The organism is Thermomonas sp. (assembly GCF_047606765.1).
Taxonomy (GTDB): domain Bacteria; phylum Pseudomonadota; class Gammaproteobacteria; order Xanthomonadales; family Xanthomonadaceae; genus Thermomonas.
This window is the reverse complement of the sequence record NZ_JASGED010000067.1, coordinates 1-20,109: the sequence shown is the minus strand read 5'-3', so window position 1 is coordinate 20,109 and position 20,109 is coordinate 1. Positions and strand designations below refer to the sequence as shown.

At 66.4% G+C, this 20,109-nt stretch carries 19 protein-coding genes and 1 tRNA gene; 1 reads left to right on the top strand and 19 read right to left on the bottom strand.

Annotated features, from left to right (window positions below):
• Window positions 1–111 precede the first annotated feature (111 nt).
• The 19 genes from QM612_RS06480 to map form a co-directional block, all read right to left on the bottom strand.
• A tRNA-Leu gene (locus QM612_RS06480) sits at window positions 112–196 on the bottom strand.
• 19 nt (window positions 197–215) lie between these two features.
• A complete protein-coding gene (secG, locus tag QM612_RS06475; RefSeq protein ID WP_415253077.1) occupies window positions 216–650 on the bottom strand; it encodes a preprotein translocase subunit SecG in 435 nt (144 codons plus the stop codon).
• Between the two features lie 21 nt (window positions 651–671).
• Window positions 672–1,418: a triose-phosphate isomerase gene (gene tpiA, locus QM612_RS06470; protein ID WP_415253076.1), complete on the bottom strand. Its 747-nt coding sequence runs from the start codon at window positions 1,416–1,418 to the stop codon at window positions 672–674.
• A gap of 10 nt (window positions 1,419–1,428) precedes the next feature.
• Window positions 1,429–2,385 (bottom strand): isopenicillin N synthase family dioxygenase, encoded by a 957-nt coding sequence (locus QM612_RS06465; RefSeq protein ID WP_415253080.1) that lies wholly within the window; start codon window positions 2,383–2,385, stop codon window positions 1,429–1,431.
• 96 nt (window positions 2,386–2,481) lie between these two features.
• Window positions 2,482–3,852: a phosphoglucosamine mutase gene (gene glmM / locus QM612_RS06460; RefSeq protein WP_415253075.1), complete on the bottom strand. Its 1,371-nt coding sequence runs from the start codon at window positions 3,850–3,852 to the stop codon at window positions 2,482–2,484.
• Window positions 3,849–4,739 carry an acetyl-CoA carboxylase, carboxyltransferase subunit beta gene (gene accD, locus QM612_RS06455; protein WP_415253074.1) on the bottom strand — a complete coding sequence of 297 codons (891 nt, stop codon included), beginning with the start codon at window positions 4,737–4,739 and terminating at the stop codon, window positions 3,849–3,851. Before accD ends, glmM begins: the two co-directional genes overlap by 4 nt.
• A 76-nt stretch (window positions 4,740–4,815) precedes the next feature.
• A complete protein-coding gene (gene trpA / locus QM612_RS06450) occupies window positions 4,816–5,616 on the bottom strand; it encodes a tryptophan synthase subunit alpha (RefSeq protein ID WP_415253073.1) in 801 nt (266 codons plus the stop codon).
• Entirely contained in the window at window positions 5,613–6,080 is a 468-nt protein-coding gene (locus QM612_RS06445) for a DUF3144 domain-containing protein (protein ID WP_415253072.1), read from the bottom strand. The genes trpA and QM612_RS06445 overlap by 4 nt, the downstream gene beginning before the upstream one ends.
• Before the next feature lie 77 nt (window positions 6,081–6,157).
• Complete coding sequence (trpB, locus tag QM612_RS06440) at window positions 6,158–7,357, bottom strand: tryptophan synthase subunit beta (RefSeq protein WP_415253079.1); 1,200 nt, start codon at window positions 7,355–7,357, stop codon at window positions 6,158–6,160.
• A gap of 217 nt (window positions 7,358–7,574) precedes the next feature.
• Window positions 7,575–8,240, bottom strand: a complete 666-nt coding sequence (locus QM612_RS06435) for a phosphoribosylanthranilate isomerase (protein WP_415253071.1) — start codon at window positions 8,238–8,240, stop codon at window positions 7,575–7,577.
• Window positions 8,233–9,024: a tRNA pseudouridine(38-40) synthase TruA gene (gene truA, locus QM612_RS06430; protein WP_415253070.1), complete on the bottom strand. Its 792-nt coding sequence runs from the start codon at window positions 9,022–9,024 to the stop codon at window positions 8,233–8,235. The genes QM612_RS06435 and truA overlap by 8 nt, the downstream gene beginning before the upstream one ends.
• Before the next feature lie 17 nt (window positions 9,025–9,041).
• Entirely contained in the window at window positions 9,042–10,919 is a 1,878-nt protein-coding gene (locus QM612_RS06425) for a FimV family protein (protein WP_415253069.1), read from the bottom strand.
• A 31-nt stretch (window positions 10,920–10,950) separates the two neighbouring features.
• Window positions 10,951–11,991: an aspartate-semialdehyde dehydrogenase gene (locus tag QM612_RS06420; RefSeq protein ID WP_415253068.1), complete on the bottom strand. Its 1,041-nt coding sequence runs from the start codon at window positions 11,989–11,991 to the stop codon at window positions 10,951–10,953.
• 120 nt (window positions 11,992–12,111) lie between these two features.
• The gene (gene aroC / locus QM612_RS06415; RefSeq protein WP_415253067.1) at window positions 12,112–13,218 is read right to left on the bottom strand and encodes a chorismate synthase; all 1,107 of its coding nucleotides are present in this window, start codon (window positions 13,216–13,218) and stop codon (window positions 12,112–12,114) included.
• A 188-nt stretch (window positions 13,219–13,406) separates the two neighbouring features.
• Entirely contained in the window at window positions 13,407–14,534 is a 1,128-nt protein-coding gene (gene dapE, locus QM612_RS06410; protein WP_415253066.1) for a succinyl-diaminopimelate desuccinylase, read from the bottom strand.
• Window position 14,535: 1 nt separating this feature from the next.
• Window positions 14,536–14,892, bottom strand: coding sequence for a Spx/MgsR family RNA polymerase-binding regulatory protein (locus QM612_RS06405; protein WP_415253065.1), 357 nt, complete (start codon window positions 14,890–14,892; stop codon window positions 14,536–14,538).
• 130 nt (window positions 14,893–15,022) lie between these two features.
• On the bottom strand, window positions 15,023–15,871 hold the full coding sequence (dapD, locus tag QM612_RS06400; protein WP_415253064.1) for a 2,3,4,5-tetrahydropyridine-2,6-dicarboxylate N-succinyltransferase: 849 nt from the start codon (window positions 15,869–15,871) through the stop codon (window positions 15,023–15,025).
• Window positions 15,868–18,492 carry a [protein-PII] uridylyltransferase gene (glnD, locus tag QM612_RS06395; RefSeq protein ID WP_415253078.1) on the bottom strand — a complete coding sequence of 875 codons (2,625 nt, stop codon included), beginning with the start codon at window positions 18,490–18,492 and terminating at the stop codon, window positions 15,868–15,870. The genes dapD and glnD overlap by 4 nt, the downstream gene beginning before the upstream one ends.
• A gap of 2 nt (window positions 18,493–18,494) precedes the next feature.
• Window positions 18,495–19,271, bottom strand: coding sequence for a type I methionyl aminopeptidase (gene map / locus QM612_RS06390; RefSeq protein WP_415253063.1), 777 nt, complete (start codon window positions 19,269–19,271; stop codon window positions 18,495–18,497).
• Window positions 19,272–19,547: 276 nt separating this feature from the next.
• Between map and rpsB the strand changes: the two genes are divergently transcribed.
• The coding region (rpsB, locus tag QM612_RS06385; RefSeq protein WP_415253062.1) for a 30S ribosomal protein S2 at window positions 19,548–20,109 on the top strand (562 nt) is incomplete at its 3' end.

The window sequence follows — 20,109 nt, the reverse complement described above, 5'->3', positions numbered from 1 at the left end:
CGACACAAACATCTTCACCCGGATCTGCCGTTCCTTTTTGATGCCAATCCCCGGACTTCGGTGAAGAACCAAGAAAAACCCCGCTGGAGCGGGGTTTCCTGTACTGCTATGTGGTGCCCAAGAGGGGACTCGAACCCCTACGACTTGCGTCGCTACCACCTCAAGGTAGTGCGTCTACCAATTCCGCCACCTGGGCTGATGCGTGGATTCTCGTGTTACTTGCCCTGTGCGGGCGTCGGTGCGGGCTGCTGCGCCGGAGTGGCTGTCGCCGGCTGTGCCGGTGCGACGGGAACCTGCGGGACGGCCTGCGCCGGAGCTGCCGGCACCTGCGCCGCCGGGGCCTTCTGTGCCGGCTTGGCGGGCACGGCCTGCCCCATCACGCCGGCATCGGGCGCGGCGGCAGTGCCAACCTTGGCACCCTTGCTGGCGTACATCGCCATGCCCATGCTGATGACGAAGAACACGATGGCAAGCCACTTGGTGCTCTTGCTGAGGAAGTTGGATGCGCCGCGCGCGCCGAACACGGTGGCGGATGCACCGCCGCCAAAGCCGGAGCCGGCCTGCGCGCCGGAGCCACGCTGCATGAGGATGAGGCCGATCATCGCGATCGCCACCAGCACGTACACCACATTGACCAGTTGCAACAGCATCTTGCGTCGTTCTCTCGTGTGTCAGGCCGCCGCGCGGGCGATGGCCAGGAAATCCGCAGCCGCCAGTGAGGCACCGCCGATCAGTCCGCCGTCCACGTCAGCCTGCGCAAACAGGCTGGCCGCGTTGTCCGGCTTCACGCTACCCCCGTACAGGATGGGCAGCGAGCCGGCGATTGTAGCATCGCGCGCGGCCACTACGCCACGGATGAAGGCGTGTACGGCCTGCGCCTGCTCCGGGCTGGCGGTGCGCCCGGTGCCAACAGCCCAGACCGGCTCATAGGCCACCACCGCGTCGCGGAAGGCCTCAACGCCGGCCAGTTCCAGCACTGGCTGCAACTGGGCCGCGATCACCGCCTCGGTCTGGCCGGCCTCGCGCTGTTCCAGGCCCTCGCCCAGGCACAGGATCGGGCGCAGCCCGGCACGGACGGCAGCCTGGAACTTCAGCGCCACCAGTTCACTGGTTTCGGCGTGGTACTGGCGGCGCTCGGAATGCCCGACCAAGCCGTACTTCGCGCCCACATCCACCAGCATTGTGGCCGATACCTCACCGGTGAAAGCGCCCTGTTCATTGCTGCTCACGTCCTGCGCGCCAAACGCCAGCGGCGTGGCCTCGAAGTCCTCGATCAGGTCGCTCAGATACGGCAGCGGCGGCAGGATCACCAGTTCCACGCCCGCCACGGGCGCGGCAGCGACCTGCCCGACCAGCGCGGTCGCGAAAGCACGGGTGCCATGCAACTTCCAGTTTCCGGCAACGATCCTGCGGCGCATGCGTGGCTCCTTACTTCAGCTTGATCTCGCGCAACCGTTCTTCCAGATACCCCTGCGCGGTGATCGGTTCGGGATAGCGGCTGGGGTTGTCCGGGGTGATGCAGGACGGCAGCACGTCGATCAGGAAATCCGGGTTGGGGTGCAGGAAGAACGGCACCGAATAGCGCGGCTTGCGCGCTTCCTCGCCCGGCGGGTTGACCACGCGATGCGTCGTGGACGGATACACGTGATTGGTCAGGCGCTGCAGCATGTCGCCGATGTTGACCACGATGGTGTCGGCATCGGAAGTGAACGGCACCCACTCGCCCTTCTTCGACAGCACTTCCAGGCCGGCGGCGCTGGCGCCGACCAGCAGGGTGATGAGGTTGATGTCCTCGTGCGCGCCGGCGCGGACGTTGGGGATGTCGTCGGCGGTGATCGGCGGATAGTGGATCGGGCGCAGGATCGAGTTGCCGTTGTCGGTCTTGTCGGCGAAATAGTCCGCCGCCAGCCCGATGTGCAACGCCAGCGCCGACAGCACCTGCGAACCCAGCGCATCCAGCGACTGGTACAGGCCGTAGCCGACGCGCCTGAATTCCGGGATCTCCGCCGGCCATTGGTTTTCCGGCATCTCCGCCGCGTATTTCGAGTCGCGCGGGATCTCGCGGCCGATGTGCCAGAACTCCTTGAGGTCGAAGTATTTGGAGTCCTTCGCGGTTTCCACGCCGAACGGGGTGTAACCGCGCGCACCGCCGCCGCCGGGGATGTGGTACTGCTTTTTCACGTCTTCCGGCAGCGCGAAAAACGCCTTGAAAGTGGCGTAGGCCTCGTCGATCTGCGCCTGCGGGATGCCGTGGTTGCGGATGCCGGCAAAGCCCCATTCGCGGTAGGCCGCACCGAGCTCGTTGATGAAGGCCTGACGGTCTTCGAGCGATGCCGGATGGGTGAAGCGGCGGATGTCGAGGGTGGGAATCTGGCTGGTGGACATGGGTCTGGCCTGCTTGCCGTTGTCGATGCGGAGCATGCTCCGCTTGATTCTGGATTGCTGTCGCATGCGTGCGGAGCAAGCTCCGCACCTACGGTACTACGAGGTCTGGGCCGCAGCAGCGCGCACCGCATCCGCCAGCGTGGCGAGTGTGGAATCGACCAGCGCGGCATCGTCGGCCTCCACCGTCACCCGCACCACCGGCTCGGTACCGGAGGCGCGCAGGAAGGCGCGGCCCTTGCCTTCGACCGCGCGCTGCGCATCGCGCAATGCCGCCTGCACGCTGTCCGCGTCCGCCGGTTTGCTGCCGCCGGCATAGCGCACGTTGATGGTCTTCTGCGGCACCTTGCGCAGGCCGGACAGCGCCTGCGCAAGACCGATGCCGTTGCGCTGCAAAACTTCCAGCACCTGCAACGCACTGACGATGCCGTCGCCGGTGCTGGCACGATCCAGACACAGGATGTGACCGCTGGCCTCGCCGCCGAGCACGCCATCGTTCGCCAGCAACTGCTGATGCACGTAGCGGTCGCCGACCTTGGCACGGACAAAACCGATGCCGCGCTCCCCCAGCGCACGTTCGAAACCGTAATTGGTCATCAGCGTGCCGACCACCGGCCCGCGCAGACGCCCGGTTTGCTGCCAGTCGCAGGCCAGCACATACAGCAGGTCATCGCCGTCACGCACCTTGCCCTGCGCATCGACGAACAGCACGCGGTCGCCGTCGCCATCGAAGGCGATGCCCAGATCGGCACCGGTCGCACGCACGCGCTCTGCCAACGCTTCGGGATGGGTGGAGCCAACGCCATCGTTGATGTTCAGGCCATTGGGATCGACGCCAATGGTTTCGACGCGCGCGCCCAGTTCACGCAGCACCAGTGGCGCAAGCTGGTAGGTCGCGCCGTTCGCGCAATCAATCACGATGCGCATGCCTTCCAGGTTGAAGCCGCGCGGCACCGAGTTCTTGCAGGCTTCGACATAGCGGCCGATGGTGTCGCGGGTGCGCACCGCCTTGCCAAGCCGCTCCGATGGCACGGTGCGGAACGGTTCGTCCAGTGCGGCTTCGATGGCAAGCTCGGTGGCGTCGTCGAGCTTTTCGCCCTGGGCGGAGAAGAACTTGATGCCGTTGTCGTGATGCGGGTTGTGCGAGGCGGAAATCACGATGCCGCCATCGGCGCGCATCGAGTTGGTGAGATGCGCAACGGCGGGCGTCGGCATCGGCCCCATCAGTTGCACGTCCACGCCGGCAGCGACAAGGCCCGCTTCCAGCGCGGCTTCAAACATGTAGTTGGAAATGCGCGTGTCCTTGCCGATGACCACCATCGGCTTGCGCCACTCCTGCTCCTTGCGCGCGGCGGCGACCAGCGCGTGACCGTAGGCATTGCCCAGGCGCAGCACGAAGTCGGCGGAAATCGGGCCTTCGCCAACGCGCCCACGGATGCCATCGGTGCCGAAATACTTGCGGGCGCTCATGCCGCCTCCGCGTCGTCCGCCGGCACCGGCTGCTTCATCAGCATCGCCAGCAGATGCGCAAGACGATCACGCATTTCGCGGCGATCCACGATCTGGTCCACGGTGCCGTGTTCCAGCAAAAACTCGCTGCGCTGGAAACCTTCCGGCAGCTTTTCACGCACGGTCTGTTCGATCACGCGCTGGCCTGCAAAACCAATCAACGCGCCCGGCTCGGCGATGTTCAGATCGCCCAGCATCGCAAAGCTGGCCGACACGCCGCCGGTGGTCGGGTGCGTCAGCACGGAAATGTAAGGCAGCCCCACCGCACGCAGCCGGCCCAGCGCCGCCGAGGTCTTGGCCATCTGCATCAGCGAGAACAGGCTTTCCTGCATGCGCGCGCCGCCGCTGGCGCTGAAATTGACGAAGGGGCAGCGCAGTTCCAGCGCACGCTCGGCGGCCAGGGTGAAACGCTCGCCCACTACCGAACCCATCGAGCCACCCATGTAGGCGAAGTCGAACGACGCCGCCACGATGTCCTGCCCTTTCAGCTTGCCTTCCATCGCGATCAGCGCGTCGCGCTCGCCAGTGGACTTCTGCGCGGCCTTGATGCGGTCGGTGTACTTCTTCTGGTCCTTGAACTTGAGGACATCGGTGGGGCCGAGCTGCTCGCCAATCTCGTGGCCCAGGCCATCGTCCAGCAACGCCGCCAGCCGCGCACGCGCGCGGATCGGCATGTGGAAGCTGCACTTGGGGCAGACCTCGAGGTTTTCCTCAAGCTCGGGCCGGTACAGCACCGCGCCGCAGCTCTCGCATTTTTCCCACAGGCCTTCCGGCACGCTGCGCTTGCGATCCACGCCGGTTTCGGTGCGGATGCCGCTGCCGGGCATCAGTTTCTTGAGCCAGCTCATTCGTTTCGATCACCTTTGGGTCGAGCGCGACCGTGCGCGCGTCATCCCGGCCAGAGGCCGGCCCTGTCCCGCCAGTCTAGCCCAGCGCCTGCCGCAGGGGCCGCAGGAAGGCCCCGGCCCGCGCCGCTGCGTCATCGGCATCGGCCGCGCCTTCCAGCGCCGAGACCAATGCGCTGCCCACCACCACGCCATCGGCATGCGCCGCCATCGCCGCCGCGCTTTGCGCATCGCGGATGCCGAAGCCGGCATACACCGGAATCTTCGCCATCGCCCGCACCTGCTGCAGATGGCGGGCGGCATCGCCCACATCCAGCCTGTCCGATGCACCGGTCACGCCGGCGAAGCTGACGTAGTAGAGATAACCGTCGGCCTGCTCGCACAGACGCGCCATCCGCGCCGAAGGCGTGGTCGGCGATGCCAGCGAAATCAGCGCCAGGCCATTGCGGGCGAAAGCGGCGCGGTATTCATCGGCTTCCTCCGGCGGCAGATCGACCAGCAGCATGCCATCCACGCCGGCCTGCGCTGCATCGGCGGCAAACGCCGCTGCGCCGCGAATCTCGACCGGGTTCAGGTAGCCCATCAGCACCACCGGCGTATCGCCGTCGCGTTCGCGGAAGGCGCGCACGCAATCCAGCACGTAGCGCGGGCCGGCACCGCGCAGCAGCGCGCGCTCGGAACTGCGCTGGATCACCGGGCCGTCCGCCATCGGGTCGGAGAACGGCACGCCCAGCTCGATCACGTCCGCGCCGGCATCGGCCAGCGCGTGCATGACCGGCACCGTCGCCTCAAGTGACGGATCACCTGCCGTGACGAACGGCACCAGCGCCTTGCGGCCGGCCGCGCGCAGGGCGTCCAGCCGCTGCTGCAGTCGGGTCATTCGTTGGCAGCGTTGGACGGCGGCACCGCGCCGGCAGCGGCCACATAGTCACCCGCCGGGGTCGGCGCGCTGTTGCCAGCGCCGTTCGCACCGGCATCCTTCAGGCGACCGATCTTGACGCCGGCAGCCTTGTAATCCTCGGCCAGCTCGGAATCACCCACGTCGATGCCGCGCTCCTCGCCGATCCCGTCCAGATGCTCGTTCAGCATGCGGCGGTACATGGTGCTCATGTAGTCAAGGAAAGCCGCGCGCTCTTTCGCGGCGTCGATCGGCTTCACGCTCAGCAGGAAGACGTGCGCATTGAAGCGCGCGGCGGCAAACAGGATCGCCAGGCTCGGCCCCTTCGGCCCGACCTTCCTGGTGTGGGTATCGGCCAGTTGCAGGTATTCGTTGACCGCTTCGAGGAAGGCCGGATCGACCTGGTTGCTGCCCTGCTGCCCTTGCTGGGCCTGTTCATCGGCCATGGCCGTGCTCCTTGGAAAATCGTTGGGTTAGCCGGGTATTGTCGCCCAGATGGGTAGCGCGAGCCAAATCCGCCCGCTCAGAGCGACAACCCTTCCCGCGCGGCGATGGTATGCACGTCCTTGTCGCCGCGCCCGGACAGGTTGCACAGCACCAGCTTGTCCTTCGGCAGCTCGTGGGCCAGCTTGATCGCCTGCGCCACCGCGTGGCTGGATTCCAGCGCGGGCAGGATGCCCTCGGTGCGGGTCAGGCGATGGAACGCGGCCAGTGCTTCGTCATCGGTCACGCCGACATATTCGGCGCGGCCCGTGTCCTTGAGGAAGGCGTGTTCCGGCCCGACGCCGGGGTAATCGAGGCCGGCGGAGATGGAATGGGTTTCGGCAATCTGGCCATCGTCGTCGCAGATCACGTAGGTGCGGTTGCCGTGCAGCACGCCGACGCGCCCCGCCGCCAGCGAGGAGGCATGGCGACCGGTTTCGATGCCGTCGCCCGCCGCCTCCGCGCCGACGATGCGCACGGACGGATCGTTGAGGAAGGCATGGAACAACCCGATGGCGTTGCTGCCGCCGCCGACGCAGGCGGTGATGGCGTCCGGCAAGCGGCCATATTCGGCCAGCATCTGCGCGCGCGCCTCGCGCCCGACCACGGCATTGAAGTCACGCACCATGCGCGGGTACGGATCGGGGCCGGCGACGGTGCCGATGATGTAGAAGGTGTCGCGCACATTGGTCACCCAGTCGCGCATCGCTTCGTTCAGCGCGTCCTTGAGCGTGGCCGAGCCGCTGGTGACGGGCACCACGGTCGCGCCCAGCAGCTTCATCCGATAGACGTTGATCTTCTGGCGCTCGATGTCGGTCGCGCCCATATAGACCACGCATTCCAGGCCCAGCCGGGTGGCGACGGTGGCCGAGGCCACGCCATGCTGGCCCGCGCCGGTCTCGGCGATGATCCGGGTCTTGCCCATGCGCGATGCCAGCAGCGCCTGCCCGATGGTGTTGTTGATCTTGTGCGCGCCGGTGTGGTTCAGGTCTTCGCGCTTGAGCAGGATCTGCGCACCGCCCACTTCGCGGCTGAGGCGCTGCGCGTGGTAGATCGGGCTGGGCCTGCCGACGTAATGCTTCAGGTCCTTGTCGAAGGCATCGATGAAATCCGGATCGACACGCGCGGCCTCGTAGGCAGCGGCCAGTTCATCCAGTGGACCGATCAGGGTTTCGGCGACGAAGCGCCCGCCGTGGCGACCAAAATGGCCGGCGGCATCGGGGTAGGCATGGAAATCGATGGCCGCATCCGGCGCGGCCAGGGTGCTGGAAGCATTCACGCTGAAGTCTCCGTGGAACAGGTTTGCAGGCTGCGGCGGCAGCGCCGGCAGCACGAGGAACGGCAAACGTGCGAGCCGCGTTACCGCACCGCTGCCGCAGGCACGCGCCGCCAGCGGCGCAGCGAGCGGCCAAAGGGTGCAGTGGGTCGATGCTGGGTCTTCATGGCGTGGACATAGCCTACCCGATCAGCGCGGCAGCGTCCGCCGCGCGTACGGCTTCAACGAAACGCCGCATCAGTACGCCGTCCTTGATGCCGGGCGCGGATTCGATGCCGCCGGCCACGTCCACGCCCCATGGACACGCAGCGCGGATTGCATCGCCGACGTTGTCCGGCGTCAGCCCGCCGGCCAGCAGCCACGGCTTGTCAAGATCGGCAGGAATGCCGGCCACGTCCAGCCGCTGCCCGCTGCCACCGGCCTGCCCCGGCGCATGTCCATCCAGCACGAAACCCGCCGCATTCGGCCAGCGTGCGCGCAGCGCTTGCCCATCCAGCATCGCGCCGCCCATGCCCACGCCCTTCAGGTACGGCAGGCCGAAGCGGCGGCAGAAGGCATCGTCCTCGCTGCCGTGGAATTGCAGCAGCGTGGGCTGCGCATGGGCAATCGCGACGCGCACTTCGCGCTCGTCGTTGTTCATGAACAGCGCCACCAGATCGACCATTAGCGGCAGCGCCGCGCGCAGCGCCTCTGCGCGCGCCACCTCCACGCGGCGCTTGCTCTGCGCAGCGAAGATCACGCCCACCGCATCGACGCCCAGCTCACCGGCAAGACGCACGTCGCCGGGGCGGGTGAAACCGCAGAACTTGATGCGGGTGCGCAGCGGTGGCGGTGCTGCTTCATTCATCACCACAAACCTCCTCCGGCAAGCCCCAGCTTCGCGGGTATTTCGGGCCGAGGAACAGCAACCCGGCGGCAGGCGCAGTCGGCCCTGCAACGGTGCGGTCGCGCCCTTCCAGCAGTTCGGCGATCCATTCGGCCGGACGCTCGCCGCGCCCCACCACCAGCAGCGAGCCGACGATATTGCGCACCATGTGATGCAAGAAAGCGTTGGCCTGTACTTCCACCACCACTTCGTCACCCACGCGGGTCACGGAAATCCCGTGCAGGTTGCGGCGCGCATGCGTGGCCTGGCACTGCACGCTGCGGAAGGCGGAGAAATCGCGTTCACCGGGCAAGGCCTGCGCCGCTTCGTGCATGGCATCGGCATCCAGCGGCATGCGTTCCCAGCCCAGATACTGGCGTTCCAATCCGGGCCGCGCGCTGCGGTTGAGGATGCGGTAGCGATAGCGGCGCGCGCGTGCGGAAAAACGCGCGCTGAAGTCCTCGGCCACCGGCACGCACCAGCGCACCGCCATCGTCGGCGGCAGGTTGGCGGTGACGCCCAGCACCCAGCCCCGCGCATTGCGGGTGGCTTCGGTATCCAAATGCACGACCTGACACATGCCGTGGACGCCGGCATCGGTGCGGCCCGCACAAACGGTGTCGATTCGGGCATCGGCCACTTTCGACAGCGCGATTTCCAGCGCGGTTTGCAGGCTGCCATCCGGCTCCTGCGAACCGGCGGCACTCAGCCGCTGCCAGCCGGAAAAGCCGCTGCCGTCGTACTCGACGCCGAGCGCAAGCCGCATCCTGCCGCCGTGCGCCTTCAGCCCAACTCGCGCAGCAGGCGCGCGGCCTCGGTGCGCGCCGCCGGGTCGGTGTCGTCCAGCAGTTCCAGCAGCAATTGCTTGGCCGTGTGCTCGTCACCAAGGTCCAGGAACGCGCGCGCCAGCTTGAAACGCTCCTCCGCGCTGGCCGGCGCGGCCACCGCCTGCACGTCCGGCAGGGCATCCTGCAGCGGCACGAAGCGCGGTGTGGGTGCCTCCGTTGCAGGCTTGGGCGTTGGCGCAGTGTCGGTCTTCACCCAGCCGGAATGCCAGGTGGGCGTTTCGATGCGCGGCGGCGCGGGCGGCACATCGGCCAGGTCGATGGTCACCGGCGCAGGCCTTGCAGGCGGCGAAGCGGCCGGTTCGGAAGCGGTTTCCTCCGCTGTTGCTTCCTCGCGGGTGGGCGGCAGCATGCTGGCTGCAAGCGCACTGCTGTCGAAGCCGCTGCGTCGCACCGGCTCGGCATCACCCGATTTGCGACGCCGCCCCAGCAACCACGCCAGCAGGGCCAGCACCAGCAAGCCGATGCCGCCCCACAGCCACGGCATCATGCTGCCGCCGTCGTTGCCAGCATCCGCCGGCTGCGCGGTAGCGGCCTTGTTGTTCGATTCGGCCAGCCGCTGCTGGGCGGCTGCCAGTTCGCTGTCCTTCATCGACAGCAGCTTCTGCTGCTCGTCCTTGAGACGTTCCAGTTCGGCCACGCGCTCCTTCAGTTCGCCAATTTCGGCGGACTTGGCGGCGATGTCCTCGTCCTTCTGCTGCAATTGTTGCTGGAGCATGCTGCCCTCGCCCCCGGCGGCGGTGCCGGATCGTGTTCCCGTTGCCTTGCCCGGTGCCGTTGGCGGCACGATCTGCAGGCGCGCCTCGCTGCGCGGTGCTGCCGTGGTCGCCGCCGCTGCTGCGGGCTTCGCTGGTGGCGCGGCAGGTGGCGCTGACGGTTTTGGTGCTGCCGCTGCGACAGCCGCCTGCGCCACTGGCGCTTCCGGCTGGCGCACCACGCGCCGCGCTTCGCGCCACACGCGCATCTGCTGGCGCACGATTTGCGCGGCCTCGCCGGCATCGACCTGTGCCACGTCGGCATGGGTCGGCAGGCGCAGCACCGCACCGCGCTTGAGGCGGTTGATGTCATCGCCGAGGAAGGCATCCGGATTTGCGCGCAGCAGGGCCAGCATGGTCTGCTCCAGGCTATAGGCGGCGCGCACGTCCAGCCCGCTGGCGATCTTCGACAGGCTTTCGCCCGCCTTCACCGGCCCGTACTCCGCCGAAGCAACAGGTGTTGCGGCGACCGATGCAGGTGGCTCTGCCACTGGCGGCGGCACGGGCTGCGGGGCAGGCTGCGTGGGTGCCGGCGTTGGCTGCGCGGTGGGCTGTGCAGGCGCGGCATCGGGCGGCGGCAGCGCCGGTTCATCGCGCTGCACCAGATTCGGCTCAGGCAGCGCGGGCGCTTCGATCGCCGGCTGCAATGGCGCGTTGGCGGCATCGGGGGCATCGACCAGCGCCGAATACTCGCGCACCAGCCGGCCCTGCCCCCAATCGACTTCGATCAGGAAGTTGAGCGAGGCCTGATCGACCGGCCTGCTCGTGGTGACCCGGATCACCGGCCTGCCGCGCGCATCACTGCCAAGGCTGAATTGCAGGTCGGCAGCGATGCCGGAGGGCGGCGCAAGACCAACCCGGCGGAAAGTTTCGGGCGATGCCAGCCGCGCCTGCAACGCTTCCAGCTCACCCGGCGTGGTCGAAACAATCGGGATTTCCGCCAGCAGCGGCTGGTTGCGGCGCGACTTGACCTGGATCTGGCCCAGCCCCAGCGCCCATGCGTTGCCAACGGCCAACAGCAGTGCCGCCGCGATTGCCGCCTTCCGCAATGTCTTTATCACGCGCGCTCCCGAGCCTCGCCCCGCGCTGACTCTAGCCGCGCGCGGCCTTCGGCGGCAAGCCGTCCGCCACCAGCAGCTCGGCGATCTGCACCGCGTTCAGCGCCGCACCCTTGCGGATGTTGTCGGCCACCACCCACAGGTTCAGCCCGCGCGGGTGCGAAAAATCCTCGCGGATGCGGCCCACGAACACCGGATCCTTGCCCGAGGCATGGGTGACCGGGGTCGGGTAACCACCCGCCTTCTGCTCATCCACCACTTCCACGCCCGGCGCGTTGCCCAGCAGTTCGCGCGCCTGCTGCGGGCTGATCTTCTTCCTGGTTTCGATGTTGACTGCCTCGGAATGGCCGAAGAACACCGGCACGCGCACGGCAGTCGGGTTCACCTGGATCGAGGCATCGCCCAGGATCTTCTGCGTCTCCCACACCAGCTTCATTTCTTCCTTGGTGTAGCCATTGGGCTGGAACTCGTCGATGTGCGGGATCAGGTTGAAGGCGATCTGCACCGGGAACTTGGCAGGCTGGATGTCCTGAAAGCTCAGCAACTCGGCGGTCTGCTTGCCCAGTTCTTCCATCGCGCTGCGACCGCCGCCGGAGACCGACTGATACGTGGCGACGTTGATGCGTTCGATGCCGTATTCGCGATGGATCGGTGCCAGCACCGGCATCAGCTGCATGGTCGAGCAATTGGGATTGGCGATGATCCCGCGCGGGCGATTGCGCGCGGCTTCCGGGTTCACTTCGCTGACCACCAGCGGCACATCGTCGTCGTAGCGGAAGGTCGAGGAGTTGTCGATCACCACCGCGCCTGCGGCGGCAAACTTCGGTGCGTATTCCTTGCTCACCGAACCACCGGCGGAGAACAGCGCAATGTCGATGGATGCCGGATCGAAGGTCGCCAGATCCTGCACCAGCACTTCGTCATCGCCAAACGCGACGTGGCCACCGGCGGAACGCTCCGACGCCAGCGCCACGATCTGGCTGACCGGGAACTTCCGTTCGGCAAGGATCGACAACATCGTTTCGCCCACTGCGCCGGTCGCACCGACCACGGCCACCTTGTACTGATTACTCATTGTTTTTTTGCCTCGAAGATGTTGGATGCGGCGCATCAAAGCGCCTGCGGAAAATGATTGCGATTGCGTGCTGGTTCGCGGCGCGTCGCTGCCCGTGGGGGCGTAGCCGGCGGCGCGCCGCTATCGTTTGGTGTCGATGATTTTTTCGCCCGGAATGCGCGGCGACACCTCGCCCACGTCCCCGCACTGCGCGCGATGGCGTAGCGCCTGATCCATCAGCACCAGCGCAAGCATCGCCTCGCAGATCGGCGTGGCGCGAATGCCGACGCAGGGGTCGTGGCGACCGGTGGTAATCACATCGACCACATTGCCTTCCACGTCCAGCCCTTCCACCGGCAGGCGCAGGCTGGAGGTCGGCTTGAACGCCACCGACACCACGAGCTGCTGCCCGGTGGAAATGCCACCAAGGATGCCGCCCGCGTGATTGCTCAAAAATCCGTCCGGCGTCATCACGTCGCGGTGTTCACTGCCCTTCTGCGCGACGGATGCAAAGCCATCGCCGATCTCCACGCCCTTCACCGCATTGATCGACATCATCGCGGCGGCAAGCTCGCCATCCAGCTTGCCGTAGATCGGCTCGCCCCAGCCCGGCGGCACGCCATCGGCAATCACCGTGATGCGCGCACCGACCGAATCACCGGACTTGCGCAGCGCGTCCATGTAGGTTTCAAGCTCCGGCACCTGCTCCGCGCAGGGCCAGAAGAACGGATTGGCTTCAACCGCGCTCCAGTCGTGCGCACGCGGCACCACATCACCAATCTGCGTCATGCAACCACGCACGGTCACACCGCGCTGTGCCAGCCACTTCTTCGCGATAACCGCCGCCGCAACGCGCATCGTGGTCTCGCGCGCGCTGCTGCGCCCGCCGCCGCGCGGATCGCGGATGCCGTACTTCTGCCAATAGGCGTAGTCGGCATGGCCGGGGCGGAACTGCGCGGCGATGGCCGCATAGTCCTTGCTGCGCTGGTCGGTATTGCGGATCAACAGTGCAATCGGGGTGCCAGTGGTGACGCCTTCATACACGCCGCTGAGGATTTCAACCTCGTCCGCCTCGCGCCGCGCCGAGGTATGCCGCGTCTTGCCGGTGGCGCGCCTTGCAAGATCGTGCGCGAAGTCCTCCGGCGCAATGGCAATGCCCGGCGGGCAACCATCCACCACGCAGCCGATGGCCGGCCCGTGGGACTCGCCGAAGGTGGTGACGCGCAGCAGATGGCCGAAGGTATTCAACGTGAGGGGTCGGTGCGGGGTGCCCGCTAGCTTAACGCGCCCGCACGCCCGGCAGCGCGCCCATGAGCGTCATCCTGCCCGCTGCGACATGACGCTTGGGAATGACATACCGACCGCCGAGCATTCTTCCTGCGTACCGCCTCTGCTCGGGGGAAGGCGATGAATACAGTTCAGTGACCGTGGAATAATCAAACCAGCAACCGCTCCACCAGCGCCAGATACAAATCCGGCAACCGCTCCAGGTCGGCGACGCGCACATGCTCGTCCACCTTGTGGATGCTGGCATTGACCGGGCCGATCTCGATGCACTGCGCGCCGAGTGGGGCGATGAAGCGGGCATCCGAGGTGCCGCCGCCGGTGCTTTCCTCGGGCGTTGCACCGGAAAACTGCGCCAGCACGTCGCGTGCGGCACTGCGCAGCGGGCCTTCGGGTGTGTGAAAGGGTTCGCCACCGCGATGCCAATGGATGGCGTAGTCCAGTCCGTGCGCGTGCAGGATCGCTTCGCATTCGGCTTCCAGTTGTTCGGCGCGCCAGTGCGGGTTGTAGCGCAGGTTGAACAGCACCTGCAGTTCGCCGGGAATCACGTTGTTTGCGCCGGTGCCGGCGTGGATGTTGCTGATTTGCAGGCTGGTGGGCGGGAATGTTTCGTAGCCATCGTCCCAGCGCTTTGCGGCTAGTTCCGCCAGCGCGGGCACGGCCTGATGGATGGGGTTGCGGGCTTTCTCGGGATAAGCAACGTGACCTTGCACACCGCGCACTGTCAGCGTTGCCGACAGCGTGCCGCGCCGGCCCACGCGCAGCAGGTCGCCAAGTCTTTCCTTCGATGACGGCTCGCCGGTGATGCACCAGTCGATGCGCTGGCCGCGTTCGCGGAATACATTGGCCACCTTGCGTACGCCGTCGATGGCATCGCCCTCTTCGTCCGAAGTCAGCAGCAGTGCCACCGTGCCGGGATGCTCAGGTTTTGCCGCGACGAAACGCTCCAGCGCGATCACGAATGCCGCCACGCTGCCCTTCATGTCCGCAGCGCCGCGTCCGTACAGCACGCCGTCACGCACTTCGGGCGCAAATGGATCGGAAGCCCATGCCTCGCGCGGGCCCGGCGGCACCACGTCGGTATGACCGAGCAATGCCAGCACCGGGCCACCGCTACCGTGGATGGCCCAGAGGTTGTCCACCTCGCCAAAGCGCAGGTGTTCGATGGCGAAGCCAGCGGCGTGCAGGCGCTGCGCGATCAACTGCTGGCAGCCGGCATCGTCCGGCGTCACCGAATGCTGGGCGATCAGCTCACAGGTCAGTGAAACAACGTCGCTCATCTCAGCCTACGCCGAACAGTTTCTTGAATCCGTTGTCGGAAAACCCCTGCGACACGCTGCCATCGTCCAGCACCACGACCGGGCGGCGGATCAGTTGCGGGTATTCCTTCAGCAATAATTTCCACTCGGCATCACTGCCTGGCGTCTTGCGATTGGGCGGCAACTGCCGCCATGTGGTCGATGACTTGTTGATAAGCGCATCCCAACCACCAACGGCGTCCTTCCATGCCACCAACGTCTCCGGTGATTGCCGTTCGTCGCGGTAATCCACGAAGGCGTGTTCGACGCCGAAGCGCTTGAGCCAGTTCTGCGCCTTCTTGCAGGTGTCGCAGTTTTTCAGTCCGTAGAGTGTCGTCATCAGGCCCCTCATCCGCCTTCGGCACCTTCTCCCCGCGCAGCGGGGAGAAGGAAGAAAGTGTATGCCCTCCCCGCACAGCAGGGAGAAGGAAGAAAGTGTATGTCCTCCCCGCGCGGCGGGGAGAACGAAACTAATCAGCCAGCCCGCGCAGCAACTCGTTCACGCTGGTCTTGCTGCGCGTCTTTTCATCCACCTGCTTTACGATCACCGCGCAGTACAGCGAATGGCTGCCGTCCTTCGCCGGCAACTGCCCGCTGACCACTACGCTGTAGGGGGGCACCGAGCCGTAGCTGATTTCGCCGGTTGCGCGGTTGTAGATTCGGGTGCTCTGGCCGAGGAACACACCCATGCCGATCACGCTGTGATGGCCAACGACGAAGCCTTCCACCACTTCCGAGCGCGCGCCGATGAAGCAATGGTCTTCGATGATGGTCGGTGACGCCTGCAATGGCTCCAGCACGCCGCCGATGCCGGCGCCGCCGGACAGGTGGCAGCCCTTGCCGATCTGCGCACAACTGCCGACCGTGGCCCAGGTATCGACCATCGTGCCCTCGCCCACGTAGGCACCGATGTTGACGAAGCTGGGCATCAACACCACGTCCATGCCGAAGTAGGTGCCGCGACGTGCCACCGCACCGGGCACCACGCGCACGCCGGCGGCACGGAACTTCGCTTCGTCATAGCCTGCGAAGCGCGCTTCCACCTTGTCCCAGAACGGTGCGGGCTTTGCCTCGACCACGGCCATGTCGTTGCTGCGGAAATACAGCAGCACCGCCTTCTTCAGCCATTCGTTGACCTGCCAGCCGCCATCAGGCTTGGGTTCCGCAACGCGCAATTCGCCACTTTCAAGGCCGGTGATCACGCGCTCCACCGCCGGTTTCACCCTGGCCGCGATTTCGTCAGCACCCAGCGCGTCACGGCGCGCCCATGCGTCTTCGATTTCGTTGCGCAGAGTGTCGATTGCAGCGGTGTCAGTCATCGTGTGTCTCCATCGTCGAGTACGGCCAGCAGTGCATCGCGCAATGCGTCGCGCTGGGCCAGTTGCAGTGGGTGGTCGTGTTCGTCGCTGACCAGCAGCAAGTCTTCCGCGCGTTCGCCGAAGGTGGCGATGCGCGCGTCGTGTACGCGCAGGCGATGCTCGCGCAAGACGCGGGCGATGTCGGCCAGCAAGCCGGGGCGGTCGTTGCAGACCAGCCCGATGCGGGTGCCGCCCGCAATCTCGGTGAAATCCAGCTGCGGCGTGATGCGGAAGTGACGCAGATGGCGGGGCTGGCTGCGCCGCGCCGGGCGCATTTGCCGCAGGTCGCCAGACAGCGCGCGCGCAAGCGCTTCCGCCAGTTCCGCCGGCACCGAAACCTGGCGCGTGTCGGCGGGCAAGACCTGGAAGGTATCGAAGATGGTGCCGCCTGGGCCATCCAGCACGCGCGCCTGCAGGATGCCCATGCCCAGCCGATCCAGCGCGATCACGATGGCGGCAAACAGGCCGTCCTGATCGCGCATGTGTACCAGCACTTCCATGCCGTCACGGCCCGGCAGCGCGCGCGCGGCCACCACCGGCTGACCCGGCGCAACTTCGTGCAGGGCGGCTGCCTGCCATGCAATCTGGTCGGGCCGGCTGCGCAGGAAGTTCTCGCGCGGCATCCGCGCAAACATCGCATCGATCGCATCGCCATCGTGACCAGCCGCAGACAGCAGCGCGCGTGCCGCTTCGCGGTTTTCGGCGATGCGCTCCGGCTCCGCAACCGGATGCCCAAGCCCGCGCCGCAGCGCCAATCGCGTGGCAGTGTGCAGGTCGGCCAGCAGGCGATCCTTCCAGCCGTTCCACAGCTTTGGCGAGGTGCCGGCAATGTCCGCGCAAGTCAGCAGGTACAGGTAATCCAGCCGCTGGCGGTCGGCGACGATGCCGGCAAAGCGATGGATCACCTCGGGATCGGTGATGTCCTGCTTCTGCGCGGTGGTGGACATCAGCAGGTGGCGCTGCACCAGCCATTCGACCAGCGCAGTGTCGGCTTCGGACAGGTCATGCGCCTCGCAGAATGCGCGCGCATCGACCGCGCCAAGTTCGGAATGATCGCCGCCCCTGCCCTTGCCGATGTCGTGGAACAACCCGGCCAGCAGCAGCAGTTCCGGCTTGCGCAGCGAAGGCCAGACGCGATGGGCGATGGCGAAGCGTTCGTCTTCCTCGTTCGATGAAAACTTCGCCATATTGCGCAGCACCGCCAGCGTGTGCTGGTCCACGGTATAGACGTGGAACAGGTCGAACTGCATGCGCCCGGACACCTGCTGGAATGCGGGAATCCAGCGCCCCAGCACGCCCAGCCGGGCCATGCGTTCCAGCGTCTTGACCGGCTGCGGGCCGCGCAGCAGTTGCATGAAATCCTCGCGCAGCGCCGGGCTTGCCTCTTCGTACGACGGCACCTGATGCAGCGCCTGCGCCAGTTCACGCGCCGTCTGCGAATGCAGGCCACGCAGATCGCGGTCTGCGGCCCATGCCGAAAACAGCGCAAACACATGCGCCGGGTCGCGCCGCAGCCAGTCCGGTGCGCGTGCAGCCAGATAACCGCGACGGCGTTCGAAATCGGCGTCGATGGGTTCCGGTTCGGAAGCGCCATCGAAATGTTCCTCGAAGCGTTGCAGCAGGCGTTCGTCGATGCGGCGCACGATGCCGGCGCTGCGATAGAAGCCCTGCATCATCTTCTCGACCGCGAGCGAAGCTTCGTCATCGACGAAACCCAATCGCGCAGCAAGCAGCTTCTGATGATCGAAGCGCAGCCGTTCCTCGCGCCGGCCCGCGACCAGATGCAGGCCGTAGCGCAACCGGCACAGCGCGCGACGTTCGCGCTCCAGCGCGAGCGCTTCATCGCGCCCGAGATGGCCCAGATCGACCAGTTGTTCCAGCGCCTGCACACCGAAGCTGCGCTGCGCCAGCCAGCCCAGCATGTGCAGGTCACGCAGGCCGCCCGGGCCGTCCTTGATGTTCGGTTCGAGATTGTCGGAGGTGTCGCCAAAGCGCGCATGGCGCAGGCGTTGCTCCTCGGTCTTGGCATCGAAATACGCGCGCGGTGGCCACACGCGCTCGGGCGCGATCGCATCGCGCAGGGCGCGGATTTCCTCTTCCCACGCAAGCAGTGGCCGGGCTTCGATCAACGCCGTCAGCACGGTCTGGTCAGCAGCGGCCTCGGTGCATTCCGTCGCACTGCGCACCGCCTGGCTGGCATGCAGGCCGGCATCCCAGACCAGCGTCAGGAAGCGCGCCAGCGCCGGTTGATGCGCCTGCTGTGCTTCGGGTTCGGCCAGCACCAGCAGGTCGATGTCCGACTGCGGGAACAGTTCACCGCGCCCATAGCCACCCACCGCGAACAGGGCCAGCGGTGCATCGTCCTCAATGCAGCGCCGCCATGCGGCGCGCACCAGCACATCGGCTGCGCGCGCGCGCAACGCGATCAGGCGGTCGGCAAGATCGCCGGCATCAAAACGGCGCGCAAGCCGTGCATCGGCCTGCGCCAGCTTTGCCCGTGCATCGGCAGACCACGCGGCATCGCCTTCCGGCCCCGGAGCAGGCTCGGTCGCTGCCGCATGCGGTTCGACCGAGGCGTGCATGCTCACAGGTCGTTGTCGTCGCCCGGCACGCGGGTCAGGATTTCCACGCCATCGGCCGTCACTGCCACCGTGTGCTCCCACTGCGCCGACAGCTTGCGATCCTTGGTCACCACCGTCCAACCGTCCGGCAGCAGCCGGCAGTGGCGGGTGCCTTCGTTGATCATCGGCTCGATGGTGAAGGTCATGCCTTCCTTCAGCACCACGCCCTCACCCGGCCTGCCGTAATGCAGCACCTGCGGATCGTCGTGATAGACCTTGCCGATGCCGTGGCCGCAGTATTCGCGCACCACGGAAAAGCGCTGGCTTTCCGCGTATTGCTGGATTGCATGGCCCACGTCGCCCAGCGTCGCGCCCGGCTTGACCATGCGGATGCCGCGGAACATCGCTTCGCGGGTCACTTCGACCAGCCGCTTTGCCATCACCGAAGGCGTGCCGACGACGTACATCCGGCTGGTGTCGCCATGCCAGCCGTCCTTGATGACGGTGACGTCGATGTTGACGATGTCGCCATCCTTCAACACCTTGGCCTCGCTCGGGATGCCGTGGCAGATCACGTTGTTGACCGAGGTGCAGACCGTCTTGGGATAGCCGCGATAGCCGACGTTGGCCGGGATCGCCTTCTGCACGTTGACGATGTGGTCATGGCAGATGCGATCCAGCTCCTCGGTGGTGACGCCCGGCTTCACGAACGGGGCGACCACTTGCAGCACCTCGGCGGCCAGACGGCCAGCCTCGCGCATCTTCTCGATCTCGGCAGGGGTCTTCAGGTTGATGCTCATGGGCGGATTATCGCGCATCCGTCCCCCGGATTGCTCCGGGAAGGGAATCAGGTCATAATTCCGGGGCTTTACCGCCGCCACGACGGGCGCACCGTCGAATCATGCTTCAAAAATACGCACCCATCGACAACCCCTGCGCCGGGGTGCCTCGCAAGAGGTTCGGACGCAGTGACGATGGGGAGGCCCAACCCCGGAATCCAGCGCCCATGCCGCACGGCACTTCGGCGCAGCGCCATCATCCAACCGGCGCGGGTTCCACATCCAGGAGTTACTGCAATGCCCCAGATCACCATGCGCCAGATGCTGGAAGCCGGCGTCCACTTCGGCCACCAGACCCGCTACTGGAACCCCAAGATGGCACCGTACATCTTCGGTGCCCGCGGCAAGATCCACATCATCAACCTCGAAAAGACCGTCCCGCTGTTCAACGACGCGATGAACTTCATCAGCGGCGTGGCCCAGAAGCGCGGCGTGATCCTGTTCGTCGGCACCAAGCGCAGCGCGCGCGAGGCGATCAAGGAAGAAGCCGAGCGTTGCGGCATGCCGTACATGACCCAGCGCTGGCTGGGCGGCTCGCTGACCAACTTCGCCACGGTGAAGAAGTCGGTCGCCCGCCTGAAGGAACTGGAAGCCGCGGAAACCGACGGCACCTTCCAGAAGCTGGTCAAGCACGAAGTGATGGGCCTGCGCCGCGAGCGCGACAAGCTGGACGCTTCGCTGGGCGGCATCAAGGACATGAACCGCCTGCCCGACGCCCTGTTCGTCATCGACATCGGCCATGAAGACATCGCCATCAAGGAAGCCAAGAAGCTCGGCATCCCGGTGATCGCCGTGGTTG